We start from the raw sequence: 22,282 nt of genomic DNA, 5'->3' as shown, positions 1-22,282 counted from the left end.
GCGGCTTGATCAAAGTGCTTTAGCAACGGCTATTTGGAATAGCCGACTAGCCCAACGCCTGACATGTTCCTGTCAGCCTCCGGTCACTCTGACGTCAGATCCTTCTCACTAAAGTATCCCCCAATGACTGCACTTGCGGTGCCAGCGTTACAGGCACCAAGGACACATCACTTTAGCTGGACCTCTTGCCATCAGCCGGAAGGAGAAACGCAATGAGCCATCCTGATGCGCACGTCAGTGCTCTTGATCCATTCACTTGGCAATCGACGCTCGACAGCAATCTGGACAGAAAAGGCCTGTTGCTGCGCCTGTTCGCCGAACAGCGATTCATAGCCGCGCAGGTACGAGCCTGCAAGCTGGATCACAGGGACTACCTGCTTTCGCTGATTGATCCGGCCTCGACGGTGAACGACGGTACTCGGCACTCATCATGCGTCGATGGGCATCGAATGCGGAGCGTCATCACCGAAGCGGCAGAGAAAGCTCATTGGGGCAAGCTCCCAAGACATGGTCGGGCGCAAGGCATTGCTGCCCACTATGACGCGCAGACCTGCATGGCGGTCGTTCTCGATATCGAGGTGAGCGACGAAGGCCGCTTGATCATTCATGACGCGGTCGTTGTCGCGGACTTGGGTTTCTTGAAAAATCCTGGTCGCGTGCGCTCGCAGCTCATAGGCGCTTGCCTGATAGGGGTAGCGTTTGTGACATCCTGCGATTTTGCTCCGAGCACCGGAGATACCCGGCCTAAACCTGCCTATCGCACCCGTTGGCCACTCGTCTCATGGCTGCCAGGACAGATCGCGGTGCACCTGATCAATCCCACCGCAGCTCCCGAAGCCGCACAGCCCAGCCAGACCAGTTACGCACCTGTCGCCCGGGCCTTGTGCAATGCGATTTTGAAGGCCACGGGTAACGGTTCGGTCCGGAGCCAGTCACTGGAAAGATCGGGCGTAAATTAAATAAGCTCCTGGATATACAGCGAGGTCGGCGCAATGGAGAGACAGGTGCCAAGAGACAGAACCGACCAATGGTTGATGCTTTGCACAATGAGGGAACCAAGCTGTATTCGCCAGATATCACCATGGCTCGGGCAATCCGATTGCCGCATGACAGTCACCACAGCAAGCCAGCTAGATTAAAGCTTCCAGACCAGATGAGGTTCTGCGCCATGCCTTTAGGTTCCAATGTTTTTTCCAACAGCCGCGGGCAACGCGGCGCGGACCTGTTCGTAGAAGTGCTTCGCAGCGAAGGTGTACGCCACGTCTTCGGCAATCCGGGAACAACCGAACTGGCTTTGCTCGACGCCCTCTCCGGCGCCCCAGACATCCAATACATCCTCGGCCTCCAAGAGGCCTCAGTCGTAGCGATGGCCGACGGTTATGCGCAGGCATCCGGTCGCCCCGGCTTCGTCAACCTCCATACGGCCGGTGGACTCGGCAATGCAATGGGCGCAATTCTCAACGCGAAGATGGCGAATACGCCGCTTGTCGTCACGGCGGGCCAACAAGACACCCGACATGGCGCGACCGACCCGCTGCTCCACGGAGACCTCGTCGCTCTCGCCAGACCGAGCGTCAAATGGGCAGAGGAAATTCATCATCCCGAACACATCCCGATGCTGCTGCGTCGTGCGTTTCAGGACTGCCGCACGGGGCCGGCGGGCCCGGTTTTCCTTTCCCTGCCGATTAACGTGATGGAGCAACACACGGATGTAACGGCCGGCCCGCCATCGCGAATCGAGCGCGGTGCCGTGACCGGGATGATTGAGGAATTGGCCGCTGCCTTAGCGACGATTACCCCCGGTTGTCTGGCGATTATCGTTGGAGAAGAAGTGATCCAGTCGAGCGCGGAAGTTGAAGCCGTGATGCTCGCCGAAGCACTCGGCGCGCCGGTCTACGGGCCATCCTGGCCCGGGCATATTCCGTTCCCGACGGCGCATCCGCAGTGGCGGGGAACGCTGCCTGCGAAGGCTTCCGATATCAGGGAGACGTTCTCTGACTTCGACGCGGTCTTCCTGCTCGGCGGCCATTCGTTGATCAGCTATCAATATTCCCAGGGCCCCGCTATTCCATCTCACTGTCGCCTTATCCAATTGACCGGCGATGGGCACCAACTAGGCAGGGTCCATGAGACAGCACTAGGGTTGATCGGGGATTTAAGACTCTCCTTGCAAGCGCTGTTGCCAATACTGGACAAGAAATTGGCCCCCCACAGCGAGGCAATCGCGACGCTGCGAAACGTCGCGGGCCAGGAACGCGATACACGTCGTGCCGACGTCGTCGCTCGCCTCAACCGCGAATTCAACACTCCGGTGACAACGCCTTTCGTGGCTGCCCACGAGGTTATCCGGGCTATCGGACCGGACGTCTGGATCGTCGACGAAGCACCCGCCACGATTCCTCATGTCCGTGCCTGCCTGGATTCCCATTCGGCCCGCCAGTATCTTTTTACCCGTAGCGCCATCCTGGGCTGGGGCATGCCGGCGGCTGTCGGTACGTCGCTTGGCCTGGACCGCAGCCCGGTAGTCTGTCTGGTCGGTGATGGTTCGGCAATGTACTCACCGCAAGCGCTCTGGACGGCGGCGCATGAACGGCTGCCGGTCACGTTCGTTGTCATGAACAATGGCGAGTACAACATTTTGAAGAACTACGCTCGTAGCCAGGCGCACTATCTAAGTGCAAGCACTCACCAGTTCATCGGCATGGACCTCTGCGACCCGGCGATCGATTTCCTGGCCCTCGCCTCTTCCCTGGGGATCCCTTCCCGCAGGATCGAGCGCGCCAGCGATATTGCGGGAGCTGTCGAAGAAGGTATTCGCTCAGGTTGCCCGAATCTCATTGAACTACCCATCATGCCCTGAGGAAATGAGCGCACATGTCCCTGCCCTGCTTACACAGGACGGTAGGCTTTGACGGGACAGCTATCTCGTCATGACATCCAGCTGGCTCTGCGCAACATCAATGGGAATATCAAGTATGAACGTCGCGCCCTGCCCGGCCCCGTCGCTGTGCACGCTCAAGCTGCCCCCCATTTCCTGCGCGGCCAGCGCGCAGCTGTGCAGGCCGAAACCGTGACCGTCTTTGCGCGTAGTGAACCCATGGGAAAAGATACGCGCCATGTGCTCTGGCGCAATCCCATTGCCGTTGTCGGCCACCGTGATACGCAATACTGGCCCGTCAGCGAGGGAGGTGCTGAACGTGATGCATGGGCTGCGATCGATCACGCCGTCCAACGCCTGCTTGGCGTTGTTGATCAGGTTCACCAGAATCAGCAGCATCCGATGCCGATCCAGCGACAACAGGGGCAAGTCGGCAATGTCCTTGACCACCGTCACCTCCTGGCGCGCCAGTAATCCAGCACTCATGCGCAAGGCATCGTCGATTAACTCCGGGACCGGCACTGTCTCGACAATACTGACAGCAACGGCATAGGACTGCTGGGCAGCGACAATGGTTTTGATGTGGTCAATGCCCTTGGTGAGTTGCTCGAGTTCTTCGATGATGCTCAGTTGCTCTGCGGTCACCACCTCCGCCAGCTTGAGCAGATAGCCGGGCAGCATCTTTCCTTTGTGGTCTGTGGTGAGAAAATCGGCCAGGTCATGAATGTGTTCGTTCATCAGTTGAGCCACCTTGCCCAACCCCTGGGCTTTGGAGGTGCGCATCTGGCTGCTGACCAGTTCTGCCGATACGTTCACGCTGTTGAGAACGTTGCCAACGTTGTGCAGCACAGTCGTGGCGATTTCGGCCATGCCCGCCTGACGGGATTTTGCATGCAGTTCGGTTTGCACCTGACTCATGCGTAGCGCCGCGCGAACGCGGGCCTTGAGCTCCAGCGGCGAGAAGGGTTTGGCGATATAGTCATCGGCGCCACTCTCCAGCCCGGAAACACAGGCCTCGCTGCCGCCTCGGGCGGTCAACAAGATCACGGGTAAATGGGCGAAACCGGCGCTGGCTTTGATTCTGGCTGTCAGGCCAAAGCCGTCGAGCCGCGGCATCATCACGTCCGAGAGGACGACATCGATGGGGCGACGCTGCAGGAGTGCCCAGGCCTGCTCTCCATCAACTGCGGTGGCGACGATGTAGTCGTTGTGCAAAAGTTCGCGCAGGTAGCTCAGCATTTCCGGGCTGTCGTCTACCACCAGCACTCTGGATTGCGCGGCGTGTTCCGGGGGCTGCCCGTCTACGCTGTCCATCGAAGCTCGGTCGTTGCCACTGCCATGGCGGCCGTCGTCGAAACGCAGGTGGCGCTGCTCGGTCGTGCTCGTTGCGTTCGCTGACGATCGCTCGTGCATAGCGCTGGCTTCGGTCGACACGGTGTCTTGCTCAGCCCCCAGCGGAAGTCGAACAAAGAAGCACGAACCCCGTCCGAGCTCGCTGTTGACGCCGACTTCGCCCCCCATCAGTTTGACCAGATCCTTGACCAGGGCGAGACCGATGCCTGTGCCGCTGTAGTGGCGCGTGGCGGAATTATCGATCTGGGAAAAACGCTGGAACAACAGCGGCAGTTTGTCTGGCGCAATGCCAATCCCGGAGTCTTGCACCGCGAGTTCAAATCGCTCGCCATCAAGCGCAGTGACGGCCAGGTGCACGGTGCCGCCAGCGGGCGTGAACTTGATGGCATTGCTCACCAGGTTGAGGAGAATCTTCTCGAAGTGTCGGGGGTCAAGGAACACCGTGCCAAGCGCGGGATCGATGCTGCAGGTTAAGGTGCAGCCTTTGCCCTCGGCCACCATGGCGGCATCCTCGGCCAGCACACCCACCACCTTGCTCAAGTCCATTGGCGTTGGACACAACTCAAACTTGCCCGCTTCGGCCTTGGAGAAATCGAGGATGTCGTTCACCCGGTTCATCAAGCGCAGTGCGTTGCGTTGGGCGCGGTCGATTTGCACATGCCAGTCCGCCGGTGGTGTGGTCGCCGCCGAGAGCTGCTCCAGGGGTGCGAGAATGAGGGTCAGGGGGGTGCGCAGTTCGTGGCTGACCGTGGCAACGAAATCGCTCTTTGCCTGGTTAGCCGTATCGGCCTGGTTGCGCGCCTGAATAAGCTCGACGGCCTGCGCCTCTAGCACCTCGGTCTGATGGTGCAGCGTGTCGGTCCGTTCGGCGACCATTCTTTCCAAAGAGGCCTGGACTTGCTGTCGCTCGGCTTCGGCCTCGGCTTCCAGCACCCGGATGCGCAGGGCATTCTCCTGGAACACCCGTACCGCACGGGTCATGATCCCAATCTCGTCGCCGCGTCCGGCGCTGGCGATCTCGGCGTTCAGGTCGCCGGCCGCAAGCCGGCGCATGACCGAGGCCAGGGCCACGATGGGTTGCGCGACAAACCGCGACGTGCTCCAGGCGATGGCGCCAGCCAGCAGGATGGCGACGGTACCCGCGATCACCGTCGCAAGCATGCCGCGATCATTGTGAACCAAGGCCTCGGAGCGCGCTTCACCCGCGAAGCGCGCCACCAACAGGCCGGCGCTGCGTGCCTCGTTGCGAACCTGATCGCGCGCGCCACTCAAGGCGTTGCTCGCCTGATGGAACCTGGCGAATGCCGCCCGGTAGCCGGCAATCTGATCGTAGACCGTCAGGGGCGTAGCCTTGGTTTGCAGCCCCACGGTCGAAGGGAGAACCCGAGAGAGACGGGAGAGCTCGTCCAGGATGGTGCCGACAGAGCTGGCGACCTCGGCAGACGGTGACAAGCGAAACGACAAGGTCTGCGCCTCCAAAGTGGCAACGCGCTCGGCGAAACGCTTGGACAACGCGGCTGCATTTTGCAGCAAACCGGTGGCGGCCTGAATGTCGTTTGCGTCATGGGCAACGTGCTCGCCCACTTCATCCAACATCGCCTCGAGGCGCCCGGCCGCATCCCCGACGGCGGCGAGATGCCGTAAAGCCTCACCGCCCCGGAGCTTGGGCGCCTCGCCAAGGTGCTCGACCGCCAGGCTGGCAGCAGCGACCGCCGTCGCCAATTGCTCCAGGGTCTCCACTTCCTGCGGCGCCCCCATCAACTCGCGCAATTGCTCGACCACGGGCGGCAGTGCCGCGCCGGCGTTCCGCGCCGCGGTGCCAGCCGCCCCATCACCGGTCACCAGCATCTTGGCCACATTGGCGGTGATGATCCTTTCGCTGTTGCGCAGGATATCCAGGATGCGGTGAGCGCTTTCGATGTTGCTTACCCGCGCCTTGTGGTCGGCGGCGCGGGAATCAATCTCCTTCAGCCCGTCGGCGATGCCCTGTTCGACAAGGATCGTCGCCTCTCGCATCCGGCCGTAGTGGGCTGTCATGTTCTCCGTTTCGCCATCCATGGTCAGGGTCGCCGCCCGCAAGGCGGCGATCGCCGCGGCGAGTCTTTCCAGACTGCCCTTGAGCGATTGCGCCTCTGCCACCGGAATGGCGGTGAGGCCGACGATAGCCGTCGCCACCATGCCTTCGGCCTGGATCAGGCTTTCCTGGTCGCGGGTGGCGATGAAGTTTTCCACCCGCCCGGTGGCCCCGTTGACCGAGGCCAGAATCTCCGCGGAATGGCTGGCGGAATCCACCTCTCGTACCATGCCGCGCAGGCCGTAGAGGTTCACGAGCGACACCGCAAGCATCAGGAACACCAGTGCAGCGACCGCCAGGCCAATTTTGACGGCAATGGGCCTGTCCCTGACGGGTTTGAATGTCAACATCGCGCCTCGCATCCTCGCTGCCCGCCCGCCACTACTGCTTCGTAACCTCCGGCAAAGGCGCCGGCGCCGCGGTATTGTTGATCGCGGCGTCGATCATCGCCGCCACGGAAGCCTGGCTGTAGGGAGGATTGGCGGCGCCGCCCACTGGCATCGTGGCGAGCCAGGTATCCAGATCTTTCCCATCGATACGCACCAGCGGCACTTCGACGAACTTCGGCACCTGCTTGCCCGCCAGGATCTGCTGGGCCACCCAAAAGCCTACCTGGGACACGCTCGGAGAGGCGGAGACCGAGACGGTCTCATAGCCATTGGCATCGCGCTCCTGTTTCCACAGGGCGAGTTCGTCCTGACGATTCCCCATCACGATGATCGGCAAAGGGCGTCCCGCCGCCTTGAACGCCATGGCCGCGCCATAACCATCGCCGCCCTGAGTAGCCACGGCATCAATGCTGGGCAGCGACGGCAGCACCAGCGCCACCTCCTTGCGTGCCACGGAAGCCGTCCAGTTCCCGTACACGGTCTTGGCGAACTTCAGGCCCGGATAGTCGCTGGCGGCCTTGCGAATGCCGTCGCTGATGTTTTTATCGGTGGCATCGCCGGCAATGCCACGGATCTCTAGCAGCGTTCCATTGCCCTTGAGGCGCTCGGCGATATAGTCCACTTCCACGCGGCCCATGGCGGACCAGTTGTAGTCCACGGTATAGACGCAGCGTTCGGTGACCAGGCTGGCCATGACCACGACCACGATGCCAGCGTTGCAGGCATCGCGGATCACCCCATTGAGGGCCGTGTCGGACGCGGCCAGGATGACGATGGCGTTCACGCCCTTGACGATCATGTCCTGGATATGGGCCGCTTGTTCCGACGCCGAGTTGTTCGCGCTCACCACCGGGGCCTCCCGGATCAAGCCATCCTTTTGCGCCTGGGCCGCAATCTCCTGCCAGTTGCGCACCATCACCTTGCGAAAATCGCTGCCCGCGTAGGAGTTGCTGAAGGCAATGCTATAGCTTGCGGTAGGGCCGCTGGCGATGCCGCCGTCGGCAGCTTGGGCCGGATTGGCGGCAACCATCGCCAGCCCGGTCACGCAGCCGGCCAAGCGCCACAAGATTTTATGGATTGGTTTAGTGTTCATGTGGTTCTCCATCACGCTTGGGATTTACGCTCGGCTCATCGACATCTTTGCTCATCGGATAGCCAAGGACATTGTTGATGCGGTGGAAACGATCGAGTCCAAGAAACAGCACCGCCAGTTGTTCGTTGGGGCGCCTGGAAAGGAAAAACGACGGAGTCAAACGGTCGCCGGGTGAGGCGTTATGGGGCAATTCGGTCAATGAATCGTATTGGAACTGATGGAAAATTCTCAGTGGTGCCTGCGCGGATGCCTCATTTGCGAACTCAACCCAGCGCGTTTGGTGCATCGCATTCCCTGCCATTTGCCATTTCCAAGTCAAAAGCATCGACCCTCCGTAGGCTTTCCAGAGCAACGAAGGGCACCTCAGGTTACGAGCCTGCTCATTCGGCCGCGATAGTCGAACCGGGTATAAAGAACTGAAGACATACGGACTCCTTTCCTTGGTGGCTGACGATTGAAACCAATGCACTGCCTGCTGTGGCCATGAGCATAGTATCAACGTGCCCGCTTCGCGCGCGGCCATGGAGGATTTCGGTCAACTGAACAAGCGACAAGGCCATTGCGGCTGTGATGCTCTATCATGAGCTAACGTTCATGCCATGCATTTCTGATGACCCGCCGGGACGCTCTGTACATGAGAGATCTGCCGCCAACCGCCACACTGCGTGCCTTTGAAGTCGCCACCCGACACGCGACCTTTACCTCTGCCGCGAATGAGCTGCATGTCACTCAAAGCGCGGTCAGTCACCAGCTCAAGCATCTCGAAGAGCTTTGGGGATTGCAGTTGTTCGAGCGTGGCAAGTCGTTGAGCCTCACCGCAGCGGGGGCTACGCTGGCGCCCATCGTGCGGGAGTTTTTCATGAGCCTGGAGGCGACCCTGGCCGATCTTCGGGAGCAGAAAGGCAGGGTCCGGCTCGAAGTCAGCACCACGTACTCCTTCGCGCTGAAATGGCTGCTGCCACGCTTGCCGAGCCTCTCCCGGCAACATCCCGAGCTGCTGGTTTCATTGGACACCACGGACAAGATCATCCACTTCTCCAGCGCCCAGGCCGATGTCGCGATCCGGCTCGGCAAGGGCAGTTACCCAGGCCTGTATTCGGAGTTTCTGTTCGGCGAGCAGGTGTTTCCGGTGGCAAGTCCCGATCTGCTGCAGCGATTCGGGACACCGCGCAGCCCTGCCGAACTGCTGCATTACCCACTGCTGACCCGAGATGGCGCCGAGCTGGTGCCGAAATGGGAGGCCTGGTTTGAAAAAGTCGGGCTGGAGTTTTTGCCGCTCAAGGAAAGCGTCCGGTTCGGGGACACCAACATGACGGTCGAGGCTGCCCTGCTCGGCCAGGGTGTCGCCCTGGTGCGCAGCGGGCATGTTGAAACCGAAATCAGCGACGGTCGTCTGGTGCGGCTCTTCGATGTGTCGTTCCCCTCCCCCCTTGCCTACTACTTCGTCTGCCCGAAAGGCACCGAATCGCAGCCGCACATCGTCAGCTTTCGCCAATGGTTGACCGGCGAGGCGCTGAAAGTCCAACAGGCTTATGGATGATGCATGAGGATTCACTCATGAAACGATGAGGAGACTTCGCTGTAGTCCGGGCAGCCGGGCTGCATAAAATGGCGCATGCCTATCCATATCACCTTGCTGGTTCTTTTCGCCGCGCTCCTGCATGCCAGCTGGAATGCGCTACTGCGTGGCGGCACCGATCGATTGTGGTCGATGACGATCATGTGCATCGCCATCGCTATCGCCAGTGTCGTCGCAGCGATGTTCATGGAGCCACCGGCAGTTGCCAGTTGGGGCTATGGGTTGCTTTCGGCGTTGCTGCATGTCGGCTACAACCTATTCCTGGTGCGCAGCTACCGGGTCGGCGACCTGGGACAGACCTATCCGGTTTCGCGTGGATCGTCACCCGTCTTGATCACTCTGGGCGCCGCGGCCTTTGCCGGGGAAAGCATCGCCCCCGGCGCGCTGCTAGGTATTGCGCTGGTGTCAGGCGCAATCATTTCGTTGGCCTTCAGGGGACGCAACCTGTCGGTGCCCAGCCTGCCCTATGCGCTGGGAACCGGCTGCTTCATCGCCGCCTACAGCGTCACCGATGGCATTGGCACCAGGCTCTCTGGCGCGCCACTGGCCTATACGGTGTGGATGTGCGCCTTGTGGGGCGTGTTGATGCCAGCGGTGTACATCGGCCTGCGCGACGCCCGCAGCTTATTCTCCTTCCGGCCCGGCACATTGAGCGCCCTGGTAGGTGGATTGGTCTCCTTGCTGGCCTATGGAATCGTCATCTACGCCATGAACGAAGCCCCCTTGGGCGCGGTATCGGCATTACGCGAAACCAGCGTGCTGTTCGCCGCGTTGATTGGCTACGCGTTCCTTGGCGAGACACTCACCACTCGCCGAGTCGTGGCTTGCGCAGTGATCGTCAGCGGCACGCTCTTGATTGGCTGATACAGCCGTTTTCTCACCGTTACAGGAGGTACTCTCGATGGATAACGTCTCCCAGGCACCGTTGATTCTGATTACCGGTGGCGGTCGCGGAGTGGGCGCCGCCACCGCGCGGCTCGCCGCAGCCCAAGGCTATGACGTCGCGATCAGCTACGTTGCCCATGAGTCCTCGGCGCTGGCGGTGGCGGCGGATGTGGAGGCGTTGGGCCGTCGGGCGCTGGTCATGCGGGCCGACAGTGCGGACCCCGGGCAGGTCGCCGATCTGTTCGCGGCCATCGACCGCTCGTTCGGCCGTATCGACGTACTGGTCAATAACGCCGGGGTACTGGCCGTGCAGTCGCGCCTGGAAGACCTCGGCTTCGAACGCATGCAGCGCATCTTTGCGGTCAACTCCATCGGGCCGATGCTCTGTGCCCAACAGGCGGTGAAACGCATGTCCTACCGGCACAATGGTCCGGGCGGAGTGGTGATCAATGTCTCTTCGGCGTCGGCGCGCCTCGGCAGCCCCAACGAATATATCGACTACGCGGCGTCCAAGGGAGCCCTGGAGACGTTCACCATTGGCCTGGCCAAAGAGGTGGCTCGCGAAGGGATACGCGTCAATGGTATTCGCCCCGGTCACATCTACACCGACATGCATGCCAGCGGCGGCGAACCGGGGCGGGTCGACCGTATCAAGGACACAATCCCCATGGGCCGGGGTGGCCAGCCGGAGGAAGTGGCCCAGGCCATTCTGTGGCTGGCCAGCGCGCAGGCATCATTCGTTACCGGGACATTCCTCGACGTGACCGGGGGCAAATGAGTCGGTGGGCTGGATAAGTGTGCTAGCTCCCCCTGCAAAGAAAGAGGTTTAAGCTAGGCGCAAGCATCAAACGCCCCAGAGTCACAACCGAGCAACTAACGCAGCCGGTTGTGATGGGAAAAAGCCAATTACTGTAACCTGCACCGCAATCGAACAGTTGATACAAGGACGCTGATCCGTGCACCTGAACCGTTGGAGCTTTACCCTATTGGCATGCCTGCTGTCTCAGTCGGGTATGGCCAACACGCTGCAGATTGATCCTCGTGGTGAAAGCCTTTACCAACAGGCCATTCCATTCCTGCAACAAGCGGATAGCAAGCTTGAGGCGGTCACTGCTGAGACACCGACGACAAGCGCAGAGGAAAAGAAGCGCTCCTTGGCCCTGGCGGAAGAAGGAGGAATGCTACTCAAGCCGGCATTTGCTCTGCTTGAACAAGCCGCAGCCCTTGATCATCCCATAGCCCAGTATCGCCTCGGACTCATCTACGTGATGTTATCTCCGAGCGAAGTGATCACAGAGAAGGCATGTCCCTTGTTCGAACGAAGCCTTGCTCAAGGCTTCGCTCCACCGGCCCTTCAAATTGCATACTGGTGCCTGGCGTTCACTGACACGCCTCAGTACGAAACGACATTGCTGGCCTTGGAGACCAGCATGCCACTGTACGAAAAATACTTTCCGCAGCCTGTTGTCAGGCTTGAGTGCAGACCTGAGGAACCTGTCGGCTTCGCCATGCAGTGGGGCGGCAGTCGTGATTACCAGGCGGAAATCTACCGACTGCTGGGTGAAAAGAATCGCGCGAAACGGTCGGAGTACTACCAGAAGGCGCTGGATATCAATGACTGCTACAAGGTCAAACAGCGCATGGCCCGACCATTATCGTCGGGGCCCCGCACTCCATCGATAACCAGCACATCACCTTCATGACACCTGGCAACAGGGCCTGGGATCGCAGAAGGCGGAAGCAGGCATATAGCGGAGAACAGTCCCATGACCTCGAACCTTGCAGCCCTTTATAGCGATTACATTGCCTGCCTGAATGCACAGGACTGGGAAAACCTGGGGCATTTCGTGCACCCGGATGTGGTTCATAACGCGAGACGGTTAGGCCTGCACGGCTATCGAAGCATGTTGGAAGCGAACTACCGGGATATCCCTGACTTGCGCTTTGAAATCGAGTTCCTGGTGATAGAGCCACCTAAATTGGCGGCTCGCCTGGCATTCAATTGCACGCCGACTGGGGAATTTCTGGGCCTTGCGGTCAATGGGACACGGATCTGCTTCGCGGAAAACGTTTTCTACGCGTTCGAGGACGGCAAGATCCGTGAGGTCTGGTCGGTCATCGACAAGGACGCGATCGAAGCTCAACTCCAATTTCAAGAAGCGCTCAAAACAACGCATCCAACACCCGGTAATAGCTGATCCCGGCAGCAAGATAAAGCCGCTGCAAGGCATGGAAGGGAATCTGGCGCAGCGGCATGACCGGAAACGGAAAGTCCTGCGTCGCCCCCGACAGCTTCGCCGCCAGATGCTTGCCTAACGCCGTGGACAGGGCAATGCCGCGACCGTTGTAGCCGAGCAGGACTGACAGCCCCGGTGCGGGATCATGCACATGGGGCAGAAAGCTTTGCGTCAGGGCGACCCGACCACTCCAGCGATACTCGACAGGCACATCCGCCGCTTGCGGAAACAGCGCACCCAGCGAACGCTCCAGATGCGCCCAGTCACTCTGCCGGGAAGGCTCCGAAAAGGGCCCCCGGCCTCCCAGAAGCAGACGCCCCTGTGCATCCTGCTTGAAATAGAGCAGCAAGCGTCGTGAGTCCGAACAAACCTCGCCACCGGGCAGGATGGTCTTGCGTATCGCCGGTGGGAGCGGACGGGTCGCGATGATGAAGCTGTTGGCTGCGACGACGGTCTGGCGCAATCCGGGCCACAGGTCGTCGGTATAGCCATCTGTGGCCAATAACACCCGCTGCGCATTGACCCTGGATCCTTGCGCAGTGGACAACGTCCACCCCGATTGCTGACGCTGCAATCCCGTCACACGGCTGTGGCCGTGGATCATCGCGCCCCGCCCCATTGCAGCCTTCGCCAGGCCACGGGCATAACTCAGTGGGTGCAAGCTGCCGGCCCGCGGATCAACCCAACCCCCCAGGTAATTTTCGGTGCCAATACGTTGGCTGACCGCAGCCCGGTCCAGCAGCTCCACCTTGACCCCGCGGCGTTGCCATTGTGCGGCACGCTGTTCGATCACCTTCATCGCGGTGGCCGAACAGGCGGGCTGGATCCAGCCCTTCTGGGTCGCGTCACACTCGATACCGTACTGGCGAACCAACGAAAACACTTCGTCGGCGGCGGAACCGGCCACATCGAGCATCGCTTCGGCGCGAGCCGGACCGAACTTGCTGTGCAATTGATCAGGGTCGAATTTCAGCCCGGGGATCACCTGTCCGCCGTTGCGCCCCGACGCCCCCCAGCCTGGCTCCCCGGCATCCAGCACGCAGACATTGACACCTGCTTCGGCCAGTCGCAAAGCCGTGACCAAACCGGTGTAGCCGGCGCCCACGATGGCGACATCCACGTGTTTGTCTTCAGTCAGAGCCGGCGTTTCCACCGCCGGTGTCGCAGTCGCGGCCCAGAGAGAGGCTGGCAGTTGAGGCGCGAAAGGAGCATTCATGCCTGCACCTCTGCACTGTGATTGAGCAGCCGGCGCAGAAAGTCCTGGGTGCGCGGATGTGTCGGGGTACTCAGCACCTCCCCCGCCGGGCCTGACTCGACGATCTTGCCGCTGTGAAGAAAACAGACCTTGTCGGCCACGTCTCGAGCGAAGGCCATCTCGTGGGTGACCACGATCATGGTCATGCCTTCATTGGCGAGATTGCGCATCACCGCCAACACTTCGCCGACCAACTCCGGATCGAGCGCCGAGGTCGGTTCGTCGAAGAGGATGGCCTGCGGGTTCATCGCCAACGCCCTGGCAATGGCGACCCGTTGCTGCTGGCCACCGGACAGTTCGTCCGGGTAGGCATTCATTCGGTGGGACAAGCCCACCTTTTCCATCAGCGCCTCGGCGTTCCTGCGGGCGGCCTGGGGGCTCTCCTTTTTCACGTAGATCGGCCCTTCCATGACATTTTCCAGCGCGGTGCGGTGCGGAAACAGATTGAAGCGCTGAAAGACCATCGCCACCCGGCTGCGAATATCGTGGATCCCCTTGGCATTGCGATCAACCCGCTCGTCGCTGATCAGGACGTCGCCCTGGTCATAACTTTCCAGACCGTTGATGCAGCGCAGCAACGTGGATTTGCCCGAACCCGAAGGGCCGATCAGGCACACCACTTCACCACTCTTGACCTGCAGATCGATGCCTTCGAGAACCGGCACGTTGCCGTAACGCTTATGGATGCCCTTGATCTCGATCATGACGTTCTCCGGGTGCTGAAGCGTGCTTCCAGACGACGCAGCGCAAAGGACAGTGGCAGGCTCATGGCGAGGTAGAGCAACGCCACCAGGGTATAGACGGTCATGTTCTCGAAGGTCGAAGAGGCAATCAGTTGCCCCGCACGCGTCATCTCGGCCACGGTGATGGTAGAGACCAACGAAGAGTCCTTGAGCATCATGACCAGCGTATTGCCGTAAGGTGGCAAGGCAATCCGGAATGCCTGGGGCAGCACCACTCGCCGCATCACCATCGCGCCCCGCATGCCCAAGGATTCGGCCGCCTCGATCTGCCCCTGCTGGATCGCCTGGATACCGGCCCGAAAGTTCTCGGCCTGATACGCCGAGTAAGCGATCCCCAGGCCAATGATGCCGGCCTGCATTGCCGTCAGCTGGATGCCGAATTCCGGCAGGACGAAGTAGATGTAAAACAGCTGCACAATGATCGGCAGACCACGAATGATGTTCACCACGCTGATGGCGAACAAAGCGATCGCGCGGACTTTGGAGACCATCATCAAGGCCAGGGCCAGCCCGATCAGCGAGCTGAGGACAAACGACCCGGCCGTCACCTGCAGAGTGACCGCCGCCCCTTTGAGCAAGATAGGAAGAAAGTCCAAGGCATTCTGGAAAAACATAAGGCTACCCACGAAACAATGAGTGGACCCGCCCGCCGTTGCGGGCGGCCGACGCAACCATCAGTTGAGTTTCCACTTCCTGATGATCTGATCGAGCGAACCATCAGCCTTGATCGCAGCGATGCCCTTGTTGACCTGCTCCAGTGTCGTACTGTCACCCTTGCGCATGATCAGGCAGACATCTCCGATCACCACCGGCTGATAGCTCTGGACCAGATGCACCTTGTTCTGCGTGCCTTGAGCCAATTGGTAGGCGACGACCGGACGATCGGCGAAGCCTGCCTTGATACGACCAAGCGCCAGGTCTCGCATCAGGTCCGGGATCGAGTCATAGCCACGGACTTCCTTGAAGACGCCACGCTTGTTCAGCTCATCAATGAACACTGTACCGACCTGGGCGCCGACGACCTCACCGGCAAAGTCCTCCATGCGGGTGTACTGGGTCTGGTCGTCAGCCTTGACGATCAACCCCTCGCCATAGCTGAAGACCGGATCGGAATACTGCACCACCTTTTCCCGCGCCGGCGTGCGGAGCATGGCCGCGGAAATCAGGTCGATCTTGTTTGAAGTCAGTGACGGAATGAGTGAAGCGAAGGTGGTCTGCTGGATCTCCACCTCGAAGCCACCAGCCTTGGCCACCGCCTGCGCGGCGTCGACCATCATGCCCTGGATGCTCTGGCTCTTGACGTCGAGAAAGGTGAAGGGAATGCCCGTCGCGGTTGCGCCAACCTTGTAGACGGGCTCGGCGACGACATTGGCTGAAACGATGCCGGTAGCCAGGGCAACAACGAACGTGAGTGCACGAAAGCGAGTAAGCATGGCGTATCTCCCATTGGACGCTTTTATTTGTCTTAAGTCCGGTAAGGGTTGCCCCAAGTGAATGGCAGGAGGGCTTAAAATGACTATAAACGATTTACTAAAATCGTAAAGAGATTTATAAGTATCGAATATCGATATTCAAAAAGCAGAAAAATAAGGATTTCATATGAGCGACGCCCCTCATCCCCTGTTCAATCAGTCACTGGAGAAAGGCCTGGCGGTGTTGCGGGCTTTCAACGCATCCAGGCGCACGATGAATCTGGCGGATATCGCGCAAGCGGCAGAGATCAACAAAAGCTCCGCGCAACGCATGATCCACACCCTCGAAGAGCTGGGTTATGTGCGCAAGCATCCGCAGACCAAACGCTTCCAGCTGACCCCGAAGGTCATGGAAATCGGCTACAACTACCTGGCCGCCGACACGCTGGTCGACGTGGCCAACCCATTCCTTGCCGAGCTCGCGCAGGCTACCGGAGAGACGACCAATCTGACCGAGCCCGACGGGCTGGACATGGTTTACGTCGCACGCTTCGTAGCGCCGAAATTCATCCCAATCCACATGCCCATCGGCAGCCGTATACCGATGTACTGCACTGGTTCCGGACGGGCCTTTCTCAGTGCCCAGCCAGACGACGAACTCGCTGCCACCCTGCAAGCCAGCGATCGCAAACGACATACCCAGTACACGCTGACCGAGATCGACGACATCATCGAGCAGATCGAGATCACGCGGCGCAGGGGGTACGCCATAAACAAGGAAGAGCTGTTTCTGGGCGACATGTCCATTGCCGCGCCAATCATTGGCAGCCAGGGTTTGCCGGTGGCGGCAGTGCATGTGGTAGTGCCCAGCAGTCGCTGGACCATGGAGGAAGCCGAGCGCAAGCTGGCGCCCGCGGTTATCGAATGCGCGCGGGCGATTCGCTCGTCAATACGAACCCTGTAGCCGATCTACTTTTGCGGCAGTCTGAATGCGGGTATGTGGGTCGTGATCGGCATCGTTAAGGGCATCGGCTTTTCAGGGATCCTCATAGGGTCCGCCGCGATCACAATTATCGTGGGGCGCTTTGGCCTGGAGTCGCTGATGTACTTCCCGCTCATTCTGCTTGGCCTGCTGGCGGTGTTCGGCCCGATGCCGGTTCGCACCGGCACGCCAAAGGCCCAACCGCTGACGCAGAAACTGTCGGCTCTTTGAATCAGCATGCGTGAACTGGCTATTGGCAATGCGGCATTAGGCTCAAGCAGGATTGGAAACAGCCAGTTTGAGCCCAAACGCGACAAAAACACCGCCCGTGAGCCGATCAAGTGCCTTCAGGGCCGCCGGTCGCTTCAGGAAACTGCTCAACGGCGCCGTAGCCGCTACCAGAATGCCGAACCAGGCCAGCGTCAACACCACGTGTAACGCTGCAAGGAAGAATGAATAGCTGGCAACGCTCGAACCACTCGGGACGAACTGGGGGAGAAAAGTGACGTAGAAGACGCCTATTTTGGGGTTCAGCAGGTTAGTCAATAAACCGCGGATAAAGGCGTCACGCGCAGTGACAGCCACGTTCTCGTTCCCCTGCCCTTGCAGAGTTGTCCTAGGTCGCAGCAGCAGTTTGACACCCAACCAAACGAGATAAGCTGCGCCGACAATTTTCAGCACCAGGTAAGCCCATTCCGAAGCTTGCAACAGGGCGCCGAGCCCCAGTGACACCGCAGCGCCCCAACACCAGGCACCCGAGCGCAATACCGATAGAAGCCATCAACGCCGAGCGTCGACCGCCGGTGGCTGTAGCGCGAAGAACCATGGCAGTGTCCACGCCAGGGGTAACAGTGAGCACTGATGCAGCAGCGATGAAGGCTAGCAACAGAGGTAAGTCGCTCATTTGGATTTCCATGGCAGTAGGCCGCTCGTACGGCCACACACTCTAATTAGCCACTTGAAGTTTGGTCAAACATTCTGTGTAGCTCGTCGGCCGGGGCCCTTTGACACCGCTAAAGGGTGACGTCTTAGTACATAAATTTCAGGCAAAAAAGATACTTATCTGAGTAGCTTTTTTCTGAATGCTGGAGCGGGAAACGAGACTCGCATCTGGCGTCCGACCCGCAACTGCAGGAAGCCGGTCACTGGGTCAAGGCCCAGCCTCGAGACGCGGCCCAGGTCCTGGGGCCGTTGTGGGGCAACCTCGACGTGGAGACAGTCGAGGCCGCCAACACCCATCGCAGTTATCAGGTACAGCCGGTGTCAGCCGATCAGTTGAGCGAACAGCAGAAAATTGCCAACGCCTTTTTCGCCGCAGGCTTGCTACCCAACGCGGTAAATGCCCAGGATGTCGAAATCTGGAGGCCGTGAGGCCGCCTGCTAAGCACGGAACGCATCAATCTTGAGTCCAAACCGACTCATTTTGTTGTACAGCCCGCCACGCGACACATTCAACCGTTGAGCAGCCAGACGGATGTTTCCGCGGGTTTCGGTGAGGGCGGCGATGATTGCATTCATTTCATGGGTGCCAAGGTCCGGGGCCATCCGAGGCTCAGGGGGACTTCCCCACGTCGAGGGTCGCCCTCGTTGCCTGATCTCCAGCGCAAGATCGTTCGGTTGGATCAGTTCGCTCATCGCCAGGTTGGTCGCCCGCTCAATGACGTTTTCCAGCTCGCGAACGTTACCCGGCCAGTGATAAGCGCTAAGGATATCCAACGCCGCCGGGGAAAGGTCATGCATGGTCTTACGTAGCGACCGGGCACAACGTGCGAGAAAATGCCGCGCCAGCAATGGCACGTCCTCGCGACGCATCCGCAGGGGCGGCACCGTCAGGTTCAGCACGTTGAGTCGGTAGTAAAGATCCTCACGAAAGGCCCCCTCGGCCACCGCCTGACTCAGATTGCGGTGAGTGGCGGCGATGATACGAACGTTGACCCGCAGCGATTTCTTCGCCCCCACTCGTGTCACCTCGCCCTCCTGCAGGACACGCAGCAAGCTGACCTGTGCATCGAAAGACATATCACCGATTTCGTCGAGGAAGATCGTCCCGCCATCGGCCAATTCGAACTTGCCTGCCGAGCCACCACGAGCCGATCCGGTGAAGGCGCCTTCGACATGACCGAACAGTTCGCTCTGTACCAGATCACGGGGAATGGCCCCGCAATTGACCGCTACAAAAGGACCACCACAACGGTCGCTGGCATTGTGGATGGCCTGGGCGAACAGTTCCTTGCCCGTGCCGCTCTCACCGAGGATCAGCGTGGTCGAATCACTGCGACTGGCAATCCGGGCCAGGTGCATTGCATCCTGAATCGCCTGTGAGCGGCCCTGGATGGTTTCGAAGGTGTAGCTGGCCTGGGTGCCAATGATCCGCCGGGTGATTTCCCGAATGCGGCGGTTCTCGCGCAACGACACAATCCGCCCGCCCTGCTCCAGCGGGCAGACCGACACCAGGCACGCCAGATGGCTGCGGTCGTGCAGTTCAAAGGTGCAATCCAGGTCCCGCACGCCCTCCCCGCTGGCAAGCAGGACGGCCTCGGTCAATTCGCTCTGCCCCAGGCTCTTGAACGGCTTGCCGAGCAGGTCATGGCCCACGCGGAACAATTGTCGGGCGTAATGGTTGAGCGCCTTGATGCAGCCCTGTTCATCCAATACCACCAAGCCCTCGTTGAGCACCTCGAGGACTGTTTGCTGCTCTTGCAGCAAGGCTTGCAGCGCCATCTGCCTCGAGACCGCCTCGGCCGCGGCCTGGACAGTGCCCAGCGTATGGAAATGAAACCAGCCTGGCTCCGCCGTCAGGGTCAACATACCCAGCGTCCGGCCCTGGGCATCGCGGATTGGCGCGGCGGCGCAATGCATGCGGCGTTGGCGCAGGCCAAGCCCGAAGTTCTCCTCGGCCAGCACATAGACCAAACGGTCTTCGACAATCGCCAGCCCGGTGCAATTGGTGCCTTGTACCGACTCCAGCAGTCGACTGCCTATGGGTGTGAGATCCAGGCCACAGAAATGCAAAGTCGTGCCTTCGGCATCGGTCAGGTTGATATGGCCCCGGGGGTTATAGGCGAGCAATCCGCGCATGACTTGCGCCGCAGCGGCGATCAGCACCCGGTTGGCGGTCAGTGTCTCGGTCAGGTCGGCGGGAGCGACAAAACGGTATTCGCCATCTTCCGGATCGAGGCCGGCATTGACGCTGCGCAACCAGGACTGCCAAATCACCCGCCTGACTCCGACAGGGCGATCGATAGCCCCCTGCAAGCACGCTCGCCAAGCCTCATCCAGCACGGTGCTTGGCCCTTCGTTCAACGACGCAGGGCCGAGCGTGGTGAGGTAATCGCGGTCTTCTTCGCTCAATGCCGCCGGTTGCTCATTCATTATTATTCGACCACATGTTTATATTTTTGACATGTCAGTATAGACATGTAATTAAAATGAACACATGTTCGCGCCACGCGAAATAAAAACTCTTAAATATCAATTAGTTAAATATTGGCACAGCGCTTGCTCCCTACCTACCCAGACGAGGACATTCTTACCGCCGAGTCGTAAAAACAATAAAGGGAGTCATGTTTATGAGCACATCCAAGACCATTCGCCTTGGCCTCATCGGCGCCGGCCGCATGGGCAGTTTTCACGGCCTGACCGCCGCCCGGCACATCCCCGGTGCCTGCCTCGCCGCCATTGCCGACCCTACCCCCGGCCAAGCCGCGCGCCTGGCGGCAGAACTGGACGTGCAGAAGGTCTATACCGATCCACAGCAATTGCTTGATGACCCGGATATCGACGCCGTGCTGATTGCCGCCCCGGCACGCAGCCATGCCGAGCTGGTGATCAGTGCGGCCCGGGCCGGCAAAGGCGTGTTCTGTGAAAAACCGATGGCTATCACCCTGGACGAAGCTGACCGCGCCATCGCCGCCGCTGCCGATGCACGGGTGACCCTCCAGGTCGGCTTCAACCGGCGCTTTGCCAGAAGCTTCCGCACGGCTCATCTGGACGTGGCTGCCGGCCGGATCGGTACGCCACAACTGCTGCGCTCGTTGACCCGCGACCCGGCGTTGAACAACCCGGCCGCGTCACCGCAATGGGTGATCTTCCTGGAAACCCTGATCCATGACTTCGATACCCTGCGCTACCTGAATCCGGGCGCCGAGGCGGTTGAGGTTTTTGTGATGGCCGATGCGCTCATCGCACCGGCCTACAAGGACAAAGGTTTTCTCGACACGGCGGTGGTCACGATCCGTTTCGACAATGGCGCCATCGCCACGGCCGAGGCTAATTTCCAGGCGGTCTATGGCTACGATGTCCGGGGCGAAGTGTTCGGCAGCGCGGGCATGCTGACCATGGGCAGCGTCAAGGACTCTGACCTGCTGCGGTACCTGGCCAATGGGGTCCAGGCCGACACCCAGCGCATGGACACCGACTTACTGCGTGATGCCTATGTGGCCGAGCTCAACCACTTTGTCGGTTGCGTGCGCAGCGGCGAAAAACCTTTGGCCAGCGGTGAAGATGCCCGGGCGGCACTGGCCATCGCCCGCGCTTGCATCGAGTCCTTCCAACGGGGCACAACGGTGCGCGTGCAAGGAGCCCGTTCATGAGCTTCATACCGTTCAAGCTGGCAGTCAGCGCCGAGATGGTCTTTCTCGACCTGCCCTTTACCGAGCGGGTCAAACGCATCCACGCGCTGGGCTTCAGCGTCGAGATATGGAACTGGACGACCAAAGACATCCAGGCCCTCGTAGCGACTGGCGCGGATTTCACCTCCATGACCGGCTACATCTCGGGCAACCTGACCGATCCCGAAGGTATCCAGCAACTGCTCGACAGCGCCCAGGAATCCTTGGCCGTCGCCGCTCAATTGGGTTGCCCAAGCCTGAACCTGCATGGCACCGGCCTGGGGGATCAGGGCTTGCCGGTCAAGCCCGTTGCCCAGACCACCGGCCGCATGTGGTTGAGCGCCTGCAAGACGCTGGAAAAAATCGCTCGCCTGGGCGAAGACACGGGTCGGGTATTCCTGCTGGAAAACCTCAATACCGGAGTCGATCACCCAGGCACGCCGTTTGCCCGCGCTGAAGATACCCTGGCCCTGATCGAGGCCGTGGGCAGCCCGCACCTGAAGATGAACCTGGACCTCTATCACGCGCAGATCGGCGAAGGAAACCTGATCGAGCTGATCCAGCGCGCCGCCAGCGCCATCGGCGAAATTCAGGTCGCCGACGTCCCTGGTCGCATGGAACCCGGCACCGGTGAAATCCACTATCGCGCCATTGCCAGGGCTTTGTTCGGCATGGGATACAGCGGTGTCGTCGGCCTCGAAGGCTGGGCCAGCGGTGACAGCGAAGTCGCCCTCGAGCGTTTCAAGCAGGCCTTCACGCTTGATGAATGACGTCAGCGGTTGCACGGATATC

Annotated in this window: 19 protein-coding genes and 2 pseudogenes; 12 read left to right on the top strand and 9 right to left on the bottom strand. The window is 60.3% G+C overall.

Going from position 1 to position 22,282, the window contains the following annotated elements; all coding sequences use genetic code 11:
• Window positions 1–212 precede the first annotated feature (212 nt).
• Entirely contained in the window at window positions 213–959 is a 747-nt protein-coding gene (locus tag SGN16_RS11325) for a hypothetical protein (RefSeq protein ID WP_335944046.1), read from the top strand.
• Between the two features lie 68 nt (window positions 960–1,027).
• Window positions 1,028–2,860 carry a thiamine pyrophosphate-binding protein gene (locus SGN16_RS11320; protein ID WP_335944045.1) on the top strand — a complete coding sequence of 611 codons (1,833 nt, stop codon included), beginning with the start codon at window positions 1,028–1,030 and terminating at the stop codon, window positions 2,858–2,860.
• 60 nt (window positions 2,861–2,920) lie between these two features.
• On the opposite strand, the gene SGN16_RS11315 is transcribed toward SGN16_RS11320, so the two are convergent.
• Genes SGN16_RS11315 through SGN16_RS11305 form a run of 3 tightly spaced genes read right to left on the bottom strand, consistent with a single transcriptional unit; the run spans window position 2,921 to window position 8,112 of the window.
• The gene (locus SGN16_RS11315; RefSeq protein WP_335944044.1) at window positions 2,921–6,655 is read right to left on the bottom strand and encodes an ATP-binding protein; all 3,735 of its coding nucleotides are present in this window, start codon (window positions 6,653–6,655) and stop codon (window positions 2,921–2,923) included.
• A 31-nt stretch (window positions 6,656–6,686) separates the two neighbouring features.
• Window positions 6,687–7,787: an ABC transporter substrate-binding protein gene (locus SGN16_RS11310; protein WP_335944043.1), complete on the bottom strand. Its 1,101-nt coding sequence runs from the start codon at window positions 7,785–7,787 to the stop codon at window positions 6,687–6,689.
• Window positions 7,777–8,112 carry a GGDEF domain-containing protein gene (locus SGN16_RS11305; protein ID WP_335944042.1) on the bottom strand — a complete coding sequence of 112 codons (336 nt, stop codon included), beginning with the start codon at window positions 8,110–8,112 and terminating at the stop codon, window positions 7,777–7,779. The genes SGN16_RS11310 and SGN16_RS11305 overlap by 11 nt, the downstream gene beginning before the upstream one ends.
• Window positions 8,113–8,421: 309 nt before the next feature.
• On the opposite strand from SGN16_RS11305, the gene gcvA reads away from it, so the two are divergent.
• The 5 genes from gcvA (at window position 8,422) to SGN16_RS11280 (ending at window position 12,449) form a co-directional block, all read left to right on the top strand.
• The gene (gene gcvA, locus SGN16_RS11300; RefSeq protein ID WP_335944041.1) at window positions 8,422–9,327 is read left to right on the top strand and encodes a transcriptional regulator GcvA; all 906 of its coding nucleotides are present in this window, start codon (window positions 8,422–8,424) and stop codon (window positions 9,325–9,327) included.
• A 75-nt stretch (window positions 9,328–9,402) separates the two neighbouring features.
• Complete coding sequence (locus SGN16_RS11295; RefSeq protein ID WP_335944040.1) at window positions 9,403–10,230, top strand: DMT family transporter; 828 nt, start codon at window positions 9,403–9,405, stop codon at window positions 10,228–10,230.
• A gap of 37 nt (window positions 10,231–10,267) precedes the next feature.
• On the top strand, window positions 10,268–11,029 hold the full coding sequence (locus SGN16_RS11290) for an SDR family oxidoreductase (RefSeq protein ID WP_210644113.1): 762 nt from the start codon (window positions 10,268–10,270) through the stop codon (window positions 11,027–11,029).
• Between the two features lie 178 nt (window positions 11,030–11,207).
• Window positions 11,208–11,954, top strand: coding sequence for a hypothetical protein (locus SGN16_RS11285; RefSeq protein ID WP_335944039.1), 747 nt, complete (start codon window positions 11,208–11,210; stop codon window positions 11,952–11,954).
• Between the two features lie 63 nt (window positions 11,955–12,017).
• Window positions 12,018–12,449 (top strand): ester cyclase, encoded by a 432-nt coding sequence (locus tag SGN16_RS11280; RefSeq protein WP_335944038.1) that lies wholly within the window; start codon window positions 12,018–12,020, stop codon window positions 12,447–12,449.
• Here the strand turns inward: SGN16_RS11280 and SGN16_RS11275 are convergent.
• Genes SGN16_RS11275 through SGN16_RS11260 form a run of 4 tightly spaced genes read right to left on the bottom strand, consistent with a single transcriptional unit; the run spans window position 12,415 to window position 15,919 of the window.
• Window positions 12,415–13,704, bottom strand: coding sequence for an FAD-binding oxidoreductase (locus SGN16_RS11275; protein ID WP_335944037.1), 1,290 nt, complete (start codon window positions 13,702–13,704; stop codon window positions 12,415–12,417). The genes SGN16_RS11280 and SGN16_RS11275 overlap by 35 nt on opposite strands.
• Window positions 13,701–14,447 carry an amino acid ABC transporter ATP-binding protein gene (locus tag SGN16_RS11270; RefSeq protein ID WP_335944036.1) on the bottom strand — a complete coding sequence of 249 codons (747 nt, stop codon included), beginning with the start codon at window positions 14,445–14,447 and terminating at the stop codon, window positions 13,701–13,703. Before SGN16_RS11270 ends, SGN16_RS11275 begins: the two co-directional genes overlap by 4 nt.
• The gene (locus SGN16_RS11265; protein ID WP_335944035.1) at window positions 14,444–15,100 is read right to left on the bottom strand and encodes an amino acid ABC transporter permease; all 657 of its coding nucleotides are present in this window, start codon (window positions 15,098–15,100) and stop codon (window positions 14,444–14,446) included. Before SGN16_RS11265 ends, SGN16_RS11270 begins: the two co-directional genes overlap by 4 nt.
• A 60-nt stretch (window positions 15,101–15,160) precedes the next feature.
• Window positions 15,161–15,919, bottom strand: coding sequence for an ABC transporter substrate-binding protein (locus SGN16_RS11260; protein WP_116832777.1), 759 nt, complete (start codon window positions 15,917–15,919; stop codon window positions 15,161–15,163).
• 166 nt (window positions 15,920–16,085) lie between these two features.
• Between SGN16_RS11260 and SGN16_RS11255 the strand changes: the two genes are divergently transcribed.
• A complete protein-coding gene (locus SGN16_RS11255; protein ID WP_116832778.1) occupies window positions 16,086–16,862 on the top strand; it encodes an IclR family transcriptional regulator in 777 nt (258 codons plus the stop codon).
• A 33-nt stretch (window positions 16,863–16,895) separates the two neighbouring features.
• Window positions 16,896–17,111 carry a hypothetical protein gene (locus SGN16_RS11250; protein WP_335944034.1) on the top strand — a complete coding sequence of 72 codons (216 nt, stop codon included), beginning with the start codon at window positions 16,896–16,898 and terminating at the stop codon, window positions 17,109–17,111.
• 42 nt (window positions 17,112–17,153) lie between these two features.
• Here the strand turns inward: SGN16_RS11250 and SGN16_RS11245 are convergent.
• A pseudogene (locus SGN16_RS11245) lies at window positions 17,154–17,784 on the bottom strand (LysE family translocator).
• A 221-nt stretch (window positions 17,785–18,005) separates the two neighbouring features.
• Here SGN16_RS11245 and SGN16_RS11240 point away from each other — a divergent pair.
• A pseudogene (locus tag SGN16_RS11240) lies at window positions 18,006–18,251 on the top strand (ABC transporter substrate-binding protein); the annotation flags it as partial.
• A 9-nt stretch (window positions 18,252–18,260) separates the two neighbouring features.
• Here the strand turns inward: SGN16_RS11240 and SGN16_RS11235 are convergent.
• Window positions 18,261–20,252, bottom strand: coding sequence for a sigma 54-interacting transcriptional regulator (locus tag SGN16_RS11235; protein WP_335944033.1), 1,992 nt, complete (start codon window positions 20,250–20,252; stop codon window positions 18,261–18,263).
• A 197-nt stretch (window positions 20,253–20,449) separates the two neighbouring features.
• Between SGN16_RS11235 and SGN16_RS11230 the strand changes: the two genes are divergently transcribed.
• Both SGN16_RS11230 and SGN16_RS11225 read left to right on the top strand, forming a co-directional pair.
• Window positions 20,450–21,472 carry a Gfo/Idh/MocA family oxidoreductase gene (locus SGN16_RS11230; RefSeq protein WP_335944032.1) on the top strand — a complete coding sequence of 341 codons (1,023 nt, stop codon included), beginning with the start codon at window positions 20,450–20,452 and terminating at the stop codon, window positions 21,470–21,472.
• Complete coding sequence (locus tag SGN16_RS11225; protein WP_335944031.1) at window positions 21,469–22,260, top strand: TIM barrel protein; 792 nt, start codon at window positions 21,469–21,471, stop codon at window positions 22,258–22,260. Before SGN16_RS11230 ends, SGN16_RS11225 begins: the two co-directional genes overlap by 4 nt.
• Window positions 22,261–22,282: the final 22 nt, after the last annotated feature.

Source organism: Pseudomonas sp. G166, from assembly GCF_037027455.2.
GTDB lineage: Bacteria > Pseudomonadota > Gammaproteobacteria > Pseudomonadales > Pseudomonadaceae > Aquipseudomonas.
This window is presented reverse-complemented; position numbering and strand designations above follow the sequence as displayed.

Bases quoted from the DNA above. Each gene is read 5' to 3' on its own strand.
- SGN16_RS11270 (WP_335944036.1), bottom strand. From the start codon at position 14,447: ATGATCGAGATCAAGGGCATCCATAAGCGTTACGGCAACGTGCCGGTT.
- SGN16_RS11235 (WP_335944033.1), bottom strand. From the start codon at position 20,252: ATGAATGAGCAACCGGCGGCATTGAGCGAAGAAGACCGCGATTACCTC.
- SGN16_RS11315 (WP_335944044.1), bottom strand. From the start codon at position 6,655: ATGTTGACATTCAAACCCGTCAGGGACAGGCCCATTGCCGTCAAAATT.
- SGN16_RS11250 (WP_335944034.1), top strand. From the start codon at position 16,896: ATGTGGGTCGTGATCGGCATCGTTAAGGGCATCGGCTTTTCAGGGATC.
- SGN16_RS11295 (WP_335944040.1), top strand. From the start codon at position 9,403: ATGCCTATCCATATCACCTTGCTGGTTCTTTTCGCCGCGCTCCTGCAT.
- SGN16_RS11280 (WP_335944038.1), top strand. From the start codon at position 12,018: ATGACCTCGAACCTTGCAGCCCTTTATAGCGATTACATTGCCTGCCTG.
- SGN16_RS11325 (WP_335944046.1), top strand. From the start codon at position 213: ATGAGCCATCCTGATGCGCACGTCAGTGCTCTTGATCCATTCACTTGG.
- SGN16_RS11260 (WP_116832777.1), bottom strand. From the start codon at position 15,919: ATGCTTACTCGCTTTCGTGCACTCACGTTCGTTGTTGCCCTGGCTACC.
- SGN16_RS11290 (WP_210644113.1), top strand. From the start codon at position 10,268: ATGGATAACGTCTCCCAGGCACCGTTGATTCTGATTACCGGTGGCGGT.
- SGN16_RS11310 (WP_335944043.1), bottom strand. From the start codon at position 7,787: ATGAACACTAAACCAATCCATAAAATCTTGTGGCGCTTGGCCGGCTGC.
- SGN16_RS11305 (WP_335944042.1), bottom strand. From the start codon at position 8,112: ATGCTTTTGACTTGGAAATGGCAAATGGCAGGGAATGCGATGCACCAA.
- SGN16_RS11255 (WP_116832778.1), top strand. From the start codon at position 16,086: ATGAGCGACGCCCCTCATCCCCTGTTCAATCAGTCACTGGAGAAAGGC.
- SGN16_RS11225 (WP_335944031.1), top strand. From the start codon at position 21,469: ATGAGCTTCATACCGTTCAAGCTGGCAGTCAGCGCCGAGATGGTCTTT.
- SGN16_RS11265 (WP_335944035.1), bottom strand. From the start codon at position 15,100: ATGTTTTTCCAGAATGCCTTGGACTTTCTTCCTATCTTGCTCAAAGGG.
- gcvA (WP_335944041.1), top strand. From the start codon at position 8,422: ATGAGAGATCTGCCGCCAACCGCCACACTGCGTGCCTTTGAAGTCGCC.
- SGN16_RS11275 (WP_335944037.1), bottom strand. From the start codon at position 13,704: ATGAATGCTCCTTTCGCGCCTCAACTGCCAGCCTCTCTCTGGGCCGCG.
- SGN16_RS11320 (WP_335944045.1), top strand. From the start codon at position 1,028: ATGGTTGATGCTTTGCACAATGAGGGAACCAAGCTGTATTCGCCAGAT.
- SGN16_RS11230 (WP_335944032.1), top strand. From the start codon at position 20,450: ATGAGCACATCCAAGACCATTCGCCTTGGCCTCATCGGCGCCGGCCGC.